13 protein-coding genes and 3 pseudogenes are annotated in these 15,911 nt (G+C 65.3%); all 16 read left to right on the top strand.

The window, feature by feature from the left end; all coding sequences use genetic code 11:
- Positions 1–18 precede the first annotated feature (18 nt).
- Positions 19–504 (top strand): annotated as a pseudogene (locus tag JL101_RS29770) (IS6 family transposase); the annotation flags it as partial.
- A gap of 62 nt (positions 505–566) precedes the next feature.
- Positions 567–704, top strand: a pseudogene (locus JL101_RS29765) (IS6 family transposase); the annotation flags it as partial.
- A gap of 60 nt (positions 705–764) precedes the next feature.
- Entirely contained in the window at positions 765–1,748 is a 984-nt protein-coding gene (locus JL101_RS29760) for a type II secretion system minor pseudopilin (protein WP_203104173.1), read from the top strand.
- A 25-nt stretch (positions 1,749–1,773) separates the two neighbouring features.
- Positions 1,774–2,424: a prepilin peptidase gene (locus tag JL101_RS29755; protein ID WP_203104175.1), complete on the top strand. Its 651-nt coding sequence runs from the start codon at positions 1,774–1,776 to the stop codon at positions 2,422–2,424.
- 226 nt (positions 2,425–2,650) lie between these two features.
- On the top strand, positions 2,651–4,309 hold the full coding sequence (locus JL101_RS29750; protein WP_202685574.1) for a GspE/PulE family protein: 1,659 nt from the start codon (positions 2,651–2,653) through the stop codon (positions 4,307–4,309).
- Positions 4,310–4,311: 2 nt separating this feature from the next.
- On the top strand, positions 4,312–5,517 hold the full coding sequence (locus JL101_RS29745) for a type II secretion system F family protein (protein ID WP_203104177.1): 1,206 nt from the start codon (positions 4,312–4,314) through the stop codon (positions 5,515–5,517).
- Positions 5,504–5,965, top strand: a complete 462-nt coding sequence (locus JL101_RS29740; RefSeq protein ID WP_203104179.1) for a GspH/FimT family pseudopilin — start codon at positions 5,504–5,506, stop codon at positions 5,963–5,965. The genes JL101_RS29745 and JL101_RS29740 overlap by 14 nt, the downstream gene beginning before the upstream one ends.
- On the top strand, positions 5,946–6,386 hold the full coding sequence (locus JL101_RS29735; protein WP_203104181.1) for a type IV pilus modification PilV family protein: 441 nt from the start codon (positions 5,946–5,948) through the stop codon (positions 6,384–6,386). Before JL101_RS29740 ends, JL101_RS29735 begins: the two co-directional genes overlap by 20 nt.
- Entirely contained in the window at positions 6,383–7,033 is a 651-nt protein-coding gene (locus JL101_RS29730) for a prepilin-type N-terminal cleavage/methylation domain-containing protein (RefSeq protein ID WP_203104184.1), read from the top strand. The genes JL101_RS29735 and JL101_RS29730 overlap by 4 nt, the downstream gene beginning before the upstream one ends.
- A gap of 107 nt (positions 7,034–7,140) precedes the next feature.
- Entirely contained in the window at positions 7,141–8,352 is a 1,212-nt protein-coding gene (locus JL101_RS29725) for a PilN domain-containing protein (protein WP_203104186.1), read from the top strand.
- Entirely contained in the window at positions 8,240–8,938 is a 699-nt protein-coding gene (gene gspM / locus JL101_RS29720; RefSeq protein ID WP_323374750.1) for a type II secretion system protein GspM, read from the top strand. Before JL101_RS29725 ends, gspM begins: the two co-directional genes overlap by 113 nt.
- Positions 8,939–9,018: 80 nt before the next feature.
- Entirely contained in the window at positions 9,019–9,510 is a 492-nt protein-coding gene (locus JL101_RS29715) for a hypothetical protein (RefSeq protein WP_203104191.1), read from the top strand.
- Between the two features lie 435 nt (positions 9,511–9,945).
- Positions 9,946–12,045: a type II secretion system secretin GspD gene (gene gspD, locus JL101_RS29710; RefSeq protein WP_228435579.1), complete on the top strand. Its 2,100-nt coding sequence runs from the start codon at positions 9,946–9,948 to the stop codon at positions 12,043–12,045.
- A gap of 479 nt (positions 12,046–12,524) precedes the next feature.
- Positions 12,525–13,997, top strand: coding sequence for an NHL repeat-containing protein (locus tag JL101_RS29705; RefSeq protein ID WP_203104197.1), 1,473 nt, complete (start codon positions 12,525–12,527; stop codon positions 13,995–13,997).
- Between the two features lie 128 nt (positions 13,998–14,125).
- On the top strand, positions 14,126–15,472 hold the full coding sequence (locus tag JL101_RS29700; protein WP_203104200.1) for a HupE/UreJ family protein: 1,347 nt from the start codon (positions 14,126–14,128) through the stop codon (positions 15,470–15,472).
- A gap of 153 nt (positions 15,473–15,625) precedes the next feature.
- Positions 15,626–15,871: pseudogene (locus JL101_RS29695) on the top strand (BBE domain-containing protein); the annotation flags it as partial.
- Positions 15,872–15,911: the final 40 nt, after the last annotated feature.

The following is a 15,911-nucleotide window of genomic DNA, read 5'->3' as shown; positions in this document are numbered from 1 at the left end:
CAACGGCCTCTCCGGCTCAAGTTCGATCAGGAGTTCGCCAACATCCTCCGGCGGCGGCTGCCCCAGCCCGGAGACAAGTGGCATATGGACGAAGTCGTTGCTCGATGTTCTGGTTCAGAACCGGCGCGACAAGAAGGCGGCCAAGCGGCTGCTGCACAAGCTGCTGAAGCGGCAATGCTGGGCTTCTCGGGTCATGATCACGGATAAGCTGGGCTCCTACGGCGCGGCCAAGAAGGAGATCATGCCGGGCGTCGAGCACCGCCAGCACAAGGGCTTCAACAACCGGGCGGAAAACTCGCACCAGCCAACAAGGCGACGCGAACGGCAGATGAAGCGGTTCAAGTCGGCCCGACATGCCCAACGCTTCTTGTTCGCCCACAACCAGAGTAACAACCTCTTCCTCCTGCCCCGCCACCTCCTGCCAGCGACCGAGACTACCGTGCCGAGCGAACCCGCACCTTCGAGGCGTGGCACGACGCCTGCGGCATCAAACAAGCCGCCTAACACCACCAACCCTGTGCGCCGTCAAGCTCGCCCAACCCTCAGCTTTCGCCCATCAACTTGACGATGCCCCGGAAAGTTACGCGGCGGCCAAGCGGACGACCATCCCGCACATTGAACACCGGCAAAGTCGTTATCTGAACAATTGCGCGGAGAACTCGCACCAACCAATGCGCCAGCGCGAGCGGTGCATGAGGCAGTTCCTTCCAATTTCACCGAAATAGGGGTTTACTTCGTGCAGAGCCCGCAGCCCGGTCAAGAGCATGTCGCCCAAGACTCCAGGTTGGCGCATGAACCGCCGAACGTCGCGACCCGAGTCCCAGCGCGGCGTGGCGCTCCTGAGCGTTTTATGGACCATAATGCTGCTGGCCTTGATCGCCGCCAATGCGACGACAAACTCCAGAACCAGTGTCGCCTTGGCGCGCAATCACCTGATCTCGGCGCAGGCCGAAGCCACCGCCGACGCCGGCGTTCACCTCGCCATCCTGGCGCTGCTCGATCCGCAGGGGATCAGGATCCTGCCTGAGGACGGCACGCCGTTCGATATTCCCGTCGGCGGCGGCACGGTCGTCCTGTCGGTTCAGGATGAAGCCGGTCTGCTGAACCTCAACCATGCCACCGCGGAAGAACTCGCCCGATTGATGACCGCGACTGGAATGACGCCCGCGGAGGGAGTCCTTCTGGCAAGAGCTATCACGTCGTTCCGGCGTCCTGGCCCCGGGTCGTCGACAGCTTGGGCCCAGGCCGCCCCCGGTATGCGCGATCCGGAGGCGTCTGGAAACAGGTTCTTCGACGTCGTGGAGGAACTCCAGCAAGTCGACGGAATAACGCCTGCGGTGTATCAGCGCATACTGCCATATGTCACCGCGGACAGTCGTCTCTCGCGGCTTGATCCGGATGTGGCGTCGGACGAGGTCGTTTACGCTGTCACGGGCTTCATGCGTGCCGAACTCGATCGCGTCCTCACGGCTGACCCCCGCCCGGCCCGCGAGGCACCTTCGGAAAATGTCTCGAGAAATGGCGACACGGGATATGGGCGCGACTTGCGGGGACCGGGCTCCGCGACCAGGGAACGGATTGCACCCTCGGAGCGGGAGGTCTTCGTCATACGGGCCCAGGCCGCCACGCCAGGCGGCGGCCGGTATGTCCGTGTCGCCCGGATATACTGCTCCCGGGATCCGGAACTGCCCTACCGCGTCCTGGGGTGGACCACAGGCCGTCCCATCGTGCCGACACGGAACGGGTGAGGAACCGCATGAACAAGCAAACGGCATGACCTTTTCGGCAGGCATGTATCTCACCATCACTGCCCTTTCCCTGACGGCCGGCGGCCTGATTTCCGTGGCGCTCGGGCAGCTGCCGACCGATGATCGGAGTCCGGACGATCCCCCGGATCGATCCTTCGCCAGCGCAGCCGCCGCCTCCCTTGGAGCCGCTTTCTGGTCCTGCGCCGTCCTTCCGGAACCGCTCTCCTGGGCCGGCTGCGCGCTTGGATGGGTTCTGATCGCGGCGGCCATGATCGACCTGAGGCATTACTGGCTGCCGGACCCTCTGATCCTGCCGCTGGTTCCGGCCGGGCTGGTGGTGTCGTGGCTGACGACCGGCGCGGTCACGGCGCAAGGGATCGGGGTCGTCGCCGGATACGCCAGCGTGTCCGCCATCCGCCGGCTTTACCGGATGCTGCGGGGGCGCGAGGGGATCGGCCTCGGCGACGCGAAGCTGCTGGCCGCCGCCGGCGCCTGGGTCGGGTGGGCTGGCCTGCCCAGCGTGGTCCTGATCGCCGCGATCACGGCGCTTTCCGTCAGTTTTGTTTCCTCCTGCAGCCGGTGCTGCGGCACCGGGGATGCTCCGATCGCCTTCGGCCCCTATCTCGCGCTCGGGTTCTGGATCGTCTGGCTGCACGGACCCCTGCAGATCGGCTGACACCGAGGGTGCGAGTTCCGCCGGATGCCTCCCGACGTTGGAGGTATTCCGTGCAGCGCGTAGCAATGCGCGGGGGTTCCTTCTACCCTGTTCGGAAAACGGGAGCGCTGCGTTTCGCTTGCGGTCGATGCGCGCCCGACCGGGGAAACGAAGAACAAGAACGACAGGGGACGTCATGTCTCTGGCGGCGCAGGAACAATCCATCCTCGATGACCGGGTGGTTGACATGCTGGTTGGCACCGGGCGGCTGGACAGGGCATCCCTGGAGCGCGTCTCTCGGCTCCGTGCCAGCAGCGGCGAGCCGATCCGACACATCCTGGTCAAGTTGGGCCTGATCTCCGAACGCGATCTGGCCTCGGCCATTGCCGAAACCAGCGGCCTGCCGCTTGTGGCCGAACAGGACTATCCCGAGGCGCCGCTCCTGGAGGATCAGCTCAGCCAGCGCTTTCTGCGCGATTCCGCCGTCCTGCCGCTGGCTTTCGCCGGTGAAACCCTGATCCTGGCGATGGCCGATCCCCACGACGCCTTCGCCATCGACGCGGTGCGGACCGTCGCCCGGTGCGCGGTGGATCCGCGCGTCGCGGTACCCAGTGAACTCGAGCGGGCGATCGACCGGCTGTATGCGCGGCCCGGCGCAGCGGCGAACGACGAAGACTGCTCGGATACCGAGGATGATACCCTTGCGCTCGATGTCGAGCACCTGAAGGACTTGGCGAGCGAGGCTCCCGTGATCCGCCTGGTCAACCGGATCATCACACGGGCGATCGAGATCGGTGCCACGGACATCCATCTGGAACCCTTCGAGACGAGACTGCGACTGCGCTACCGCATCGACGGCGTGCTGCGCGAAGGCGACTCTCCGCCGTTCCGCCTCAGGGCGGCGATCACGTCGCGCATCAAGATCATGGCCAAGCTGAACATCGCAGAGCGCCGGTTGCCCCAGGACGGACGCATCAAGTTCGCGGCGCACGGTTCGGCGATCGATCTCCGTGTGTCGACGCTGCCGACGCTTTACGGCGAGACCATTGCGATCCGTGCCCTCGACCGGGAGCGGATCGCCCTCGACTTCGCGGCCCTCGGTATCGCCGACCGCAACCTGGAAACCTATCTGCGCGGACTCGAGCAGCCCGACGGGATCTTCCTCGTGACCGGCCCGACCGGCAGCGGGAAGACGACCACGCTCTACGCGTCCCTGGTCCGGCTGAACACGCCCGAGATCAAGATCATCACCGTCGAGGACCCGGTCGAGTACCAGCTCGACGGCGTCAACCAGATCCAGGTCAAGCCGGCGATCGGGCTGGATTTCGCCAATGTACTCCGTCACATCCTGCGCCAGGACCCGAACATCATCCTGGTCGGCGAGATCCGCGACCTGGCGACGGCCCAGATCGCGGCCCAGGCAGCCCTGACCGGTCACCTCGTGCTGTCGACGCTGCACACCAACAGCGCCGCCGCCAGCGTCACCCGGCTGGTGGACATGGGTCTGGACGATTATCTCGTCACCTCGACCCTGAACGGCGTTTCCGCCCAGCGGCTGATCCGGACCCTGTGCCGGCGCTGCAGGCAGCCCTTCCGCGCCTTGCCCGAACTGACCGGCCAGCTTGGTCTGGCGCGCTTCACCGGGGATGAGGAGATCACCCTCTACCGTCCCGCAGGCTGCCCGGAGTGCGGCGGTACCGGCTACAGGGGGCGGACGACAATCCTCGAGACCCTGATCATGTCGGACCACATACGTCAGCTCGTGCTCCGGCGGTCCGAGAGCCGCGTCCTCCACCGCGCCGCGGTCGAGGAGGGCATGAGCACGCTGTTCGATGACGGCATGAGGAAGGCGCTGGCAGGCCTTACCTCGTACCAGGAAATCCTGCGCGTCACGCGGGAGGGGTAAAGGTGCCGAACTTCCGCTTCAAGGCCGTCACGGCGGAGGGCAAGGTCGTCGAGGGCGATATCGACGCGCCGTCGCGGAGCGCCGTCATCGAGCATTTGCGCCGCCAGGGAAGCTTGGCGATCCGCGCCGAGGAAGGTTCCGCGCGCCGGTCCAGGCCAGGTCTTCGGGGGCAACGGAAGGGTACCAAGGATCTGCTGCCCTTTACCCGCGAACTGGCGACACTGCTGCGCGCCGAGGTCCCGCTCGACCGGGCGCTGGCGCTGGTCAGCGAACTGACCGACAGGCCGGCATTCCGGGACCTCACCGTCCGGGTGCTCGACAGGGTTCGCGGCGGGGCTTCGTTCGCGGACGCCCTCCAGGCGCAGGGCGACGTCTTTCCGCGCGTCTATGTCGGCATGGTTCGGGCCGGCGAGGCGGGCGGCAGCCTCAAGACCGTCCTGGCACAGGTCGCGGAGATGCTGGCGCGCCGCCAAGCGCTCGAGGAGACGGTCCGCCAAGCCCTCCAGTACCCGATCTTCGTCCTCGTCACGGCATTTGTTTCCGTGATCCTCATCCTCACCCTGATAATACCCGAGTTCCGCACCCTGTTCGACGCGGCGGGCGCGGCACTGCCGCTTTCCACCCGGATTATCCTGTGGCTGTCCGACTTCCTCAGGACCTGGTGGCTGGCCCTGGGACTGGGTTGCTGCTCGGCGGTCCTGGCGCTCAGCTGGGCGATGCGCAGCCCGGCATTCCGTCGGAGCCGCGACGCGCTGGCGCTGCGTCTTCCCCTGGTCGGCGGTCTGATCGCGAGGATCGAGGCGGTCCGGTTCAGCAGGACTTTGGGAACGCTGCTGGTCAACGGCGTCAGCCTGCTGGCAGCGCTCGCCATGACGATCGAGACGATCGGCAACGGCGCCGTTGCCGGGAAGCTCGCCGGGGTCGAGCGTCACCTCAAGAAAGGCGAGGGTTTGGCGGAGCCGCTGTCGCGCGCCGGCGTGTTCCCGCCGATGGTGATCCACCTGGTCCGGATCGGAGAGGAGAGCGGCCAGCTGGAAGAAATGCTGGGCCGCATCGCCGAGATCTACGACGAGGAGGTGAAGCGCTCGATCCAGCGTGTCCTGGGACTTCTGGTGCCTGTCATCACGGTCCTTCTCGGCATCGTGGTCGCCGGGATCATCGCCTCCGTTTTTTCCGCGATCCTGGGGTCGTACAATGTCGCGTTCTGAGGCGTCGCATGGCCCGATCGCGAACGGCTTCACCCTGCTCGAGATGCTCGTCGTCCTCGCCATCATGGCTCTCGTCGCGGCCCTGGCCCTGCCCGATCTCGGAAGGCTGGCACCGTCCCTGCGGCAGCGCGCCGCCGCAGGCGAGTTGGCCGCGGCGCTGCGCGATGCGCGCGGGCAGGCCATCCGGTCCAACGACGAAACGACGCTGACCCTGGACGTCGGATCCGGGACTTACACTCTCTCATACCGGCCGAACAATCGGCAGCTCGGCACCTTCGATTTCTCCATGCGGACAGCCACCCAGGAAACCGAGGGCGACCGCGCCGGAAGCATCCGCTTCTTTCCCGACGGCAGCTCGACCGGAGGTCGGATAAGCCTGTCTTCCGGCCGTTCGAGCCATACCGTCACCGTCGACTGGCTGACCGGCCATGTTCGGATTGTCGAGTAGCGCGCGCTTTCTGGGAGCTTCCGGCCGGCGGGGAGCGCCGCGGGGGGCCGCACCGGGCTTCACCCTGATCGAGACCCTGGTTGCCTTCATCATCCTGAGCATGGCGCTGCTGGCCGCCCTGCAGGCATTCTCGACCAGCCTGCGGGGCATCTCGGCAGCGGAAGGCACGGGTGCCGCTGTCCTGCATGCCCGCAGCAAGATGGATGAGGTCGGCATCACGATCCCCCTGGTTCCGGGAGAGACGGGGGGAGCATTCGCAGACGGCTTTCGCTGGAAAGCTGGTATCGAGCCGTACCCCGACGCGTATCCGGGCGAAGCCGGGACTCTCGCTGTCGAGCCATATCAAGTCAGCGTGACGGTGACCTGGGGCCGGGCACAGGCGATCACGCTTCAGACGGTGAAGCTGGGACCCGCCCGATGAGGAATGTCCGGCCAGTCACCAGCCGAAATCGCGGAGCCGCCGGCTTCACTCTGGTCGAGATGCTGGTGACCCTCGCCCTGATGGGATTGGTGGCGGTGGTCACGTTCGGGGGACTCCGGTTTGGAGCCCGGGCCTGGGAAACTGGATCCGGCCGATCGGCGGACGCTGGAGAGATCGAGGCGGTACAGACCTTCCTGCGTCGGCAGATGAGCCGGATGCTCCTTCCCGAAGACCGGTCCGCGCGGGCAAGCGGAGCGGTCCTGCTGGGCGAGGCAAGGGGATTTCAGTTCCTCAGCATCCTCCCGCCCGAACTGGGTGTCGGCGGAATTGGCTTCTTTCGGATCTATCTGGATACCGGGGCGGACAACGGGCGCCTGGCCCTGGATTGGGCGCTTTACCGTCCGGACGGGCTGGTCGTGCCGCCCGACGCAGCCGAGCGGAGCCGCGCCCTGCTCCGGGGGGTGAGGAACATCAGGATAGGATATTACGGCGCGGTGCGCGACGGGGAGGATCCGGCCTGGCGTGATGCATGGCTGGCCCACGACCGGCTCCCCAGCTTGGTCAAGCTAGAGCTTGCCTTCGCCGAGGGTGACCGCAGGATCTGGCCGACGCTATCAGTGGCGCCCAGGCTCGCTTCCTCCCCATAGGGCCCTGACCTGATGGGCCAGCGCAGTGCGGATCGGGGATATTGTGCCGCCCGGCTTATGAGATCACAATTCACCGCCTGGACGCGGTGAAAGGCATTGGGACAGGCATGGGACCCTGGAACGGCCGTATCGGATCGGGTATCTGGAATTTCCTGCGCTGGTGGGGTGGGGAACTGGCCGCGCTTGTTCCCCGGCGCCTGAGCCGCGCCCTGTCGCGCCGCTCCCGCTGCTTCGAAGTGGTGGTGGAGCCGGAGTGCCTTCGAGTCTTCGCGAACCGGGCCGGACGCCGCCGGTTTCTCGGATCGGTCGATAGGCCCCGGCCGGTCCCGGGCGCCCGGATCGACCATGCCCCAATATCCGTGTCTGAGCAGATACGCGACTTGGTAAGGAACCGATCCGGCAGCCGGTGCGAGACGGCCCTGATCGTTCCTGCGGGCACGGCGCTGCGACGCACGGTGACCTTGCCTGCAGCGGCGGCCGAGAACCTGAGGGAGGTCCTGTCCTTCGAGATGGACCGGCTCACGCCGTTCAGGGCCGAGGATGTTTATTATGACTACCGGATCGTTTCCGGGCGACGCGCCGGCGGCGTGACGACCGGCCGGCCATTGCTGGTCGACCTCGTCGTCGTCTGCCGGCCGGACGTCGACTGGGCACTCGACCTGATCCGAGGCGCAGGCTTGAAGCCGGAGTGGCTCGAAGTGGCCGGGTGGGGCGGCGAGGCGTATACCGATCTGCTCCCCCGCACCGGCGGAGAGGCCAACCGGCGGCGGTACCGAATGGCCGCTGTCCTGGCGGCGATCGCTCTGGCACTGGTGGCGGCACGCACTTCCCTGCCGCTGTACCAGCAGGAACGGCATCTCGCCGAACTCGACGCGGCGGTGACGTCGGCACGCGTCCGGGCTCTGGAGGCGGACAGGCTTCGGGCCGATCTCGATGCGGCGATCCACAAGGAACGGTACCTTGCGGATCTGAAGCGCCGGAGCCCCGCGAGCATCGACATCCTGTCCGAGGTCACCCGGCTGCTGCCCGATGATACTTGGCTCGCCAGCCTTGACATGCGCGCCGGCTCCCTGTCCCTGTCGGGTTTCTCGGCCAAGGCCTCGGCCCTGATCGCCCTTCTGGAGGAGTCCGACCTGCTGGAGGATGTCCAATTCCGCTCGCAGGTCTCGTTCGAGCGGGCCGGGGGCGTGCGGGGCGCTTGGCAGGATGCCGACGGCGAAGTGCCGGACGGCAGGGCCGCCAGCGTCGAGCGCTTCAGTATCTCAGCCCGTTTCTCGGCAATCGGGGAAAGTCTCTCCGAGCGAACGCGGGAGAACTGACATGAACCTCCGGTTCGATAGGATCATCGGCCGGGTCGCGGCAATCAGCTTGGTGGGAGCGATCGTTGGTACAGTGTACGTCACGGCGGTTGCCATGCCGCTCGCCCGCCAAGAGCGCAATGCCGAGCAGATCGCGAACCTTCAGGCCATGCTGGCGCGCTACCGAGGAATGGCGGTCGAGGTGCCGCGTATCAGAGCCGCCGTCGAGAACTTCGACCGGGAGCCCGAGGGCACAGGATCCTACCTGGAAGGCTCGACCGATGCCTTGGCTGCCGCCTGGCTGGTCGAGCAGGTGAAGCGCGGTGTTCAGGAGAACGGCGGACGGGTCAACGCCGCGCAGAACCTGCCGACGGCGACCGTTGAGGATCTCCAGAAGGTTTCGGTCAGGATTCAGTTCACGGGGGGAATTGAAACGCTCCAACGTGTCCTTCACGCGGTGGAGAGTGGGCGGCCGATGCTGTTCATCGAGGGAATGGAGATCCGGGAAACCGCCCGGAGCCAGGCTGGCCAGGAGCTCGACAATGATCCCGTTCTCGCGATCCGGCTCGATGTCGCCGGGTACCTGAGGGGGAGGGCAGGAAAATGAGGTCTTCGAGCCCGAGTTTCGCGGCACTTGGCGCCGCCGCCGCGGCCTTCGCCACCGCATCCTGGCTGCTGGTTTCGGATATGCTTGCCCTGAGCGGAATCGGCCCGATACCGCCCCTGCAGGAGGCGTCTCAGGCACCCGCGGACCCGGCTCGGGTACAGGAAAGCGAGGCTGGCTGGGCGGAACGGGCGCTTGAAGATTTTTCGGAAATCCTCGAACGGCCGGTGTTCACCGCAAGCCGCCGCCCGCCGGAGCGGCGAGAGCAGACCGGCGAGCCGGCGCAGCCGTTGAGCGTGGTGATCTCGGGAATTCTGATCACGCCGGAGAGCCGCATGGCACTCATGTCCCCGGCCAAGGATCAGAAAGCCCGCAGGCTGCGGGTGGGGGACACGATACAGGGATGGAGGGTCGTTGGGATCGAACAACGGCGCGTCATCATCCGGCGCGGCAGCGTCGAGCGCGTACTTGATCTGCGGATCGAGGCGCCGGCACCGGAGCCGGACCGCTCACGCCGCCCGCGGGAACGGCCCCGGGAACTCGCGACCGGGAATGTCACGGCGCTCCAGCCGTGACGCTTTCTAAAGTTGTAATCTCTTCGCCGGACCCATCACCCTTTGCGTTCTGGCCTCGAAGCCTGAATTGGCTAAGCATCAATGTGGCGCACCACCGAAATCTCGAAGCTAAAACAATAATGATAACAATGGACTATCCCGTTGGCTTCCGTCCCAGCCTCCTCGGTTTCCAAGGCGATCACGCGATTTCTCAGCTTGGCCGTACTCCTGCTGGCATGCGCCTGCACCAGACAACCGGGAGATCCTAGGGAAGAGACGGCCGCGTACGGACCCGCCCGCGCGCCGGTGCCACTCGCCTCGGCAGCGCCCGCGCGGCGCGGCGGCGCGGCTGAAGCGAGTCTGGCCACGCCGGACCGTCGGCCCCAGGTCCTACCCGGCCCCAGGATCATTCGCGGGTCCGGCGATTTTCTACGCCGCGGCGGCGCTCCCGAAGGCGTGGCGGTCACCGGCGCCGACGAAGTCAGCTTCAACTTCGTCAACACGGATATCCGTGAAGCGGTCGACAGCATCCTCGGCGACACCCTTGGCCTCACTTATGTCCTGGACCCGAATGTCCAGGGAACGATCACGGCGCGAACCGGACGCCCCGTGCCGCGGGCGAGCATCATGCCGACCCTCGAAACCCTCCTGGCGTTGGCGGGGGCTGCGATTACCCGGACGGACGGCATCTACCGGGTCGAGCCGATGGAACGGGCAGTTGCCCGCATCACCCCGGGCCTGGTCGCCGTCACCGATGCCCAAGCGAGCCGCGGCTACGGTCTCCACATCATTCCGGTCCGCTATGCTGCCGTGGAGGCGCTGCGGGAAACCCTGGCGCCTTTCGTCACGGCAGGCCGGTCGCTGGTGGCCGATCCCGTGCGGAACCTGCTGGTGTTCGCCGGTCCCGGAGGCGAGGCGGCGGATCTCGTCGACCTCGTCGAAACCTTCGATATCGACTGGATGGCCGGAATGTCCTTCGGCATTTTCCCCCTGAGACGCGCCAACCCCGAGGACGTTGCCGGCGAGCTTACCCAGATCTTCAGCCAGCCCGATGGTCCGACCGGAACCACCGCCCAGGAGGGCGCGCCGGCACCGCAGCCCGGTTCCGCCGGCGCCGGTGGAGTTCGCTTCCTGCCGATCCAGCGCCTGAGTGCCGTCCTGGCGATAGCCAGGACCCCGGGGCAGCTGAGCGAGGCCCGGCAGTGGATCGAGATCCTCGATCTGGGTGACGACGCTCAGGACCGTCGGATCTTCATCTATTTCGTGCAGAACGGACGGGCGGCGGAGCTCGGGTCCGTCGTGGCACCGCTGTTCGGCAGCGAACTCACGACGGCAGTGCCGCAGACGGGCGGGTTTCCCTCCGTATCGCCCGGGTTTCAGTCGCGGGACCTGGGCTCCTTCCCGGCGGGTGGCGGGAGAAGCCGCCAGGGGTCGGGTGGAGAGGGGGTCTCGATCGACGGTTCCGACGGATCGCAACTGCGGAACGACCGGGGGACTTCCGGCTTAGCCGGAAACGGTCAGGGTGGACCGACGGGCATGGTCCAGTCCCCGCAACCCTTTCCAGGCACGGCAGCCCGCAGCGGACCCGGAGGAGCGCCGGCCGGCGACCCGGAGATCCGCATCATCGCCGACGAGGTGAACAATGCCCTGGTGATCCTCGCCAGCGAGGCCGATTTTCGGATGATCGAGGCAGCGCTGCAGCGCCTGGACATCGTGCCGATGCAGGTTCTGATCGAGGCGACGATCGCGGAAGTGAGCCTGACCGACCAGCTGCGCTATGGGCTGCAATGGTTCTTCTCGGCGGGGAACGGAAGCTTCTCGTTCAACGAGACCGGCGAGGTCTTCAATCCGCAGCTGTTCGCCAATCCCGGCCAGGGCGGTCCGGCGTTTCCCGGCTTCAACTTCCTCTACAGCAGCACCGACGCGAGGGTCGTGCTGAACGCCCTCAGCGAGGTCACCGACGTCAACGTTCTGTCGGCACCCCAGCTGCTCGTCCTGGACAACAGGACGGCGCGCCTGAGCGTCGGCGATCAGGTACCGATCCCGCTGCGCTCCTCAGTCTCCGTGGTCGACCCGGATGCCCCGATCGTCAATGACATCGAGTACCGGGACACCGGGGTCATCCTGCGGATCACGCCCCGGGTGAATGCCGGCGGGCTGGTCAGCCTGGACATTGCCCAGGAAGTCAGCGACGTCGCGACGAACAACTCCTCAAATATCGATGCGCCGGTCATACAGCAGCGCACCATCCAGAGCTCCGTGGCCGTCCAGGATGGCGAGAGCGTGGCGCTCGCCGGCCTGATCCGGGATAGCTTGGGCGATGGCGTAACGGGAATTCCTGTCCTCTCGGACATCCCGGTTCTCGGCAATCTCTTCAAGACGACAACCACGCAACGTCGGCGCACCGAGCTTCTGGTCCTGCTGACCCCCCGGGTGATCGGCAACCGCGCTCAGGCCCGTGCGGTGACGGACGAGCTGCGCCGCAGGCTGAACGGCGCCGGCCGGATGATTCCAGGTACCGGCTACGCGCCTCCTCCGAATACTGGGCGGCAATGAGTTTCCAAGCAGCAGAACGTGCGCTGCATGATCCTGTGTGCCGGGTCTGCGTTTTCTGCATATCTGCCGGTCGATTTACGGTTAGCGCAAACACATCGACCCAGGAGGCTGTCCCAGATCCAGTTTTCCTTTCACATCGGGAGTTTGCACAAGAAGATGCAGGACACGCCTGCCGGGGTAGATGTACAAACGGCATGGTGCTGACTGTACAAATGTGGTGTGGTTATATCTTGTGCACTTGGGACACAAACCTGCCAGAGTATTAGTATCATCTAAGCGGACCTGCGTCATTCCCGACCAGGACTGCGGTGAGGGCAGTGTGTGTTCCTCTCTATATTCTGGTCCCGGGCTGCTCTCTGCTGTTGGACCTTTGGCGAGTCGCAGCGTTACTGCGCGAAGCTCGCTATTCGGAAGAAGTATTCCTGCGGTTACAAACATCTGGTGGGCAAGTCCTGCCTATAACGCCACGGGAGGAAACAATGAGAAATTTATGGCGCACCGTCATCGGTGCGACCGCCGCTATCGTCGCGGCGGCAATTGCCTTTGCGCCGGACACGGCTGCGGCGCAAGATGACGACGCGGCCGCTAGCCTCGCACACAACGGCGGTTTCCCGAACCTCCGCGACATCGGAGACTTTCTCGACCGACTGCGCGACCGAACCGAGCCGGAGGACGGCGCGGCCAGGCGCGGGCCCAGGTTCATCGTGGATCCCGGCTGGCCGCGGGAACTGCCGAACAAGTGGCTCGTGGGACAGGTTGGCGGCATCGCGGTAGATCGCCACGACAACATCTGGATCGTTCAGCGCGCCCGAACCCTGACGAGCGATGAGGCTGGGGCGACGGACGCTTATGAGGACGCAACCAACGAGGAAGGGGAGCCGATCAATGCGCTAGGACATCCTCGACCCTTTGGACCCATTGCCGATTGCTGCCTTCCGGCGCCGGCGGTGATGAAGTTCAACAAGGACGGGGATCTGCTCCAGGCCTGGGGTGGACCAGCTGACCCAGGCTTTATCGGCGGCAAGTGCAGGGAGGAGGACGGCTGCGTCTGGCCGGCCGGCGAGCACGGCATCTATGTCGACCATAACGATAACGTCTACATCGCCGGTAACGGCAGCGGCGAAGGTGAGTTCCCCTGGGCGGCGACGCACGGGGAGGACAGCCATGTCCTGAAGTTCTCGGCCGACGGCACCTTCCTGTTGCGGGTTGGCGATCCGGGCTTCGGCGGACCGGCTAACAGCAACGACACCGACGGTGCCTCCAACGGCACGCCTCAGCTCTATAACCCGGCCGATATGGAAGTTGATGCGCGGACAAACGAGCTTTACATCGCTGATGGGTACGGCAACCACCGGATCGTGGTGGTCGACGCGGAGACCGGCAAGTACAAGCGTCACTGGGGCGCCTATGGCCAGAACCCGGTGGACGACGCGGCTTCCGACGCAGCGGGACCTTACGCGAACGATCGGGGTGACGAGATAATCCCGTACTTCCGGAACCCGGTCCACTGCGTCCGCATCGCGCACGACGGCCTGGTTTATGTCTGCGACCGGGCGAACAACCGCCTGCAAGTGTTCCGCAAGAATCAGGTGGGCGAGGAGTGCAACAACCCGAACGGAACCGAGGGCACCTGCGGCTTCGTGACCGAGAAGTTCATCCGCGCCGAGACACTGGGCAGTGGGTCGGTGTGGGATCTTGACACTTCTTCGGATCGCGATGAGAGCTGCCTGCACAATGCCGACGGTACCAACATGCACGTCGACACGCTGAACCGCAGAAGCCTGGAGATCCTGTCCACTTTCGGACGGCACGGCCGCAATGCCGGTGACTTCCACTGGGTGCACAACGTAGCCACAGACAGTGAAGGCATTCTCTACACCGCCGAGGTGGATACCGGAAAGCGTATCCAGAAGTTCGTGCGGTACGGCGCGCGCGGCTGCCGCTCCCGGTAAGCCGCCTGGTCAGCAACGCATAGCCTGACGAAACTCCCCGTCCAGCCGCTCACCGGCGTACCGGACGGGGAGTTTCACGGTCGCGGCTGCAGTGGTTTCACCTACCATCGCGAGAAGTCCCGAATATCATGACGATTCCACACCTGACCGTCCGATGGTTGCTCGCCCTCGCTTTTGCGGCCCTGCTCCTTCCTCCGCTCGTCAGCAGGCCTGCCGCCGCTCACGACGTTCCCGACGAGATCATTGTCAACAGTTTCATCAGACCGGAATCTGGCCGGCTCGTGGCAGTGACCCGGATTCCACTCAGCCTGTTTGAAGGCATGGCCCTGCCCAAGCGGGGCCCCGGCTACCTCGACCTTGCCCGTATCGAGGGCTCGCTCGACCGACTGGTGCAGGCCGTGACGCAGAGTTTCATTCTCTATGAGAACGGTGAGCGTCTCGGCGTTCCAATAGCGCATACGCGCTTCTCGCAACCCTCGGAGGACGCCTTCGGCACGTTTGAGGCAGCCTGGAGTCACGTGACAGGACCGGACCTGCCGCCACAGAGCAACCTGTTCTGGAACCAGGGTTACTTCGACGTGGCACTGGTTTATTCTGCCGCCTCGCCCGATTCCCGCTTCGGAGTGGATGTTCTCCTGGGATCCGGCCTGTCGGGACGCCTGAAGCTGTTCGTGCAGTTTCTCCCTCCCGGCGGCGAGCCTCGCGCCTACCAAGTCCATGGTGGCCACGGCTGGCTCGAACTCGATCCGAGCTGGCACCGTGCCGCGTTCACTTTCGTCAGCTTGGGCTTCGGCCATATTCTGGAAGGTATCGATCACCTGCTGTTCCTTCTGTGCCTGGTCTTACCCTTCAGGCTGGAACACATGTGGCGGCTGGTGGGCGTAGTCACCGCTTTCACTATGGGGCACTCCGTTACATTGCTGGCCGCCGCCACCGGCGCCGTGCCGGAGGGAAACTGGTTTCCGCCGCTGATCGAGACATTGATCGCCCTGTCGATCGTCTACATGGCGCTGGAAAACATTGTGGGCACCTGGCTCCATGGCCAGGCGGCAACCGCGCTGCGCTGGAGATGGCTGATCACCGGCACCTTCGGCTTCATCCACGGGTTCGGGTTCTCGTTCGTGTTACAGGAAGACCTGCAGTACACGGGCGGGCATTTTCTGCTGTCCCTGCTGGCTTTCAACGTCGGTGTGGAACTGGGTCAGCTTCTGTTCCTACTGATCGTGTTGCCCGTCCTGGCGCTGTCGCTGAAGACCGTCCCTGCGCAGCGTGCCGGCGTCATGATCCTCTCGGTTCTCGTTGCGCACACCGCGTGGCACTGGATGCTCGAGCGGATGGCGGCCCTTGAATACGTCCAGTGGCCCGAGGTCAATTTCGCCGTTGTCACTTTGCTGGCCATCGCAACGCTACTCGCGGCATACGGCGCGCTGTGGCTGATCAGGCGCCGGCGGGAAGTCGCCCGCATCAGGGCCTGAGCAGGATCCGGCTCCATACGTAACGGCGCTCCAAGGCCCTTGGAAGCCGGCAGGGTTGCCGGCGGCGTTTGCCTGCAGCCAAGAGGCCAAGCTGGTCTCGTGACGGCATCCTTGGATTGTTGGGTGGGAGATGAGGATTTGTCGCGCTTGACGGCGAACAGGGGTGCGGCAGCCATTGACAGGGCCATGAACGAAGTGCGCCGGGTGCTCCCGGAGGTCGGTTCATACGTGTCGGAGAGCGACTTCTTCGACGAGGCGTGGCGGCAATCCTTCTGGGGATCGAACTACGCAAGACTGCTTGCCGCGAAGGACAAGTATGACCCCGACGGCCTCTTCTTTGTGCATCATGGGGTGGGTAGCGAACGCTGGAGTGCGGACGGCTTCACGCGGTTAGTCTGACATTCGGCGCAACGATCCGAGAGGCCAAGGCTGCCGGTTG

The organism is Skermanella rosea (assembly GCF_016806835.2).
Classification (GTDB): Bacteria; Pseudomonadota; Alphaproteobacteria; order Azospirillales; family Azospirillaceae; genus Skermanella; species Skermanella rosea.
Note: the sequence above shows the minus strand (reverse complement) of the source record. Positions and strands in the feature narration are given on the sequence as shown.

Bases quoted from the DNA above. Each gene is read 5' to 3' on its own strand.
- JL101_RS29730 (WP_203104184.1), top strand. From the start codon at position 6,383: ATGAGGAATGTCCGGCCAGTCACCAGCCGAAATCGCGGAGCCGCCGGC.
- JL101_RS29760 (WP_203104173.1), top strand. From the start codon at position 765: ATGTCGCCCAAGACTCCAGGTTGGCGCATGAACCGCCGAACGTCGCGA.
- JL101_RS29735 (WP_203104181.1), top strand. From the start codon at position 5,946: ATGTTCGGATTGTCGAGTAGCGCGCGCTTTCTGGGAGCTTCCGGCCGG.
- JL101_RS29740 (WP_203104179.1), top strand. From the start codon at position 5,504: ATGTCGCGTTCTGAGGCGTCGCATGGCCCGATCGCGAACGGCTTCACC.
- JL101_RS29750 (WP_202685574.1), top strand. From the start codon at position 2,651: ATGCTGGTTGGCACCGGGCGGCTGGACAGGGCATCCCTGGAGCGCGTC.
- JL101_RS29715 (WP_203104191.1), top strand. From the start codon at position 9,019: ATGCTTGCCCTGAGCGGAATCGGCCCGATACCGCCCCTGCAGGAGGCG.
- JL101_RS29705 (WP_203104197.1), top strand. From the start codon at position 12,525: ATGAGAAATTTATGGCGCACCGTCATCGGTGCGACCGCCGCTATCGTC.
- JL101_RS29755 (WP_203104175.1), top strand. From the start codon at position 1,774: ATGACCTTTTCGGCAGGCATGTATCTCACCATCACTGCCCTTTCCCTG.
- JL101_RS29725 (WP_203104186.1), top strand. From the start codon at position 7,141: ATGGGACCCTGGAACGGCCGTATCGGATCGGGTATCTGGAATTTCCTG.
- gspM (WP_323374750.1), top strand. From the start codon at position 8,240: ATGCCGACGGCGAAGTGCCGGACGGCAGGGCCGCCAGCGTCGAGCGCT.
- JL101_RS29700 (WP_203104200.1), top strand. From the start codon at position 14,126: ATGACGATTCCACACCTGACCGTCCGATGGTTGCTCGCCCTCGCTTTT.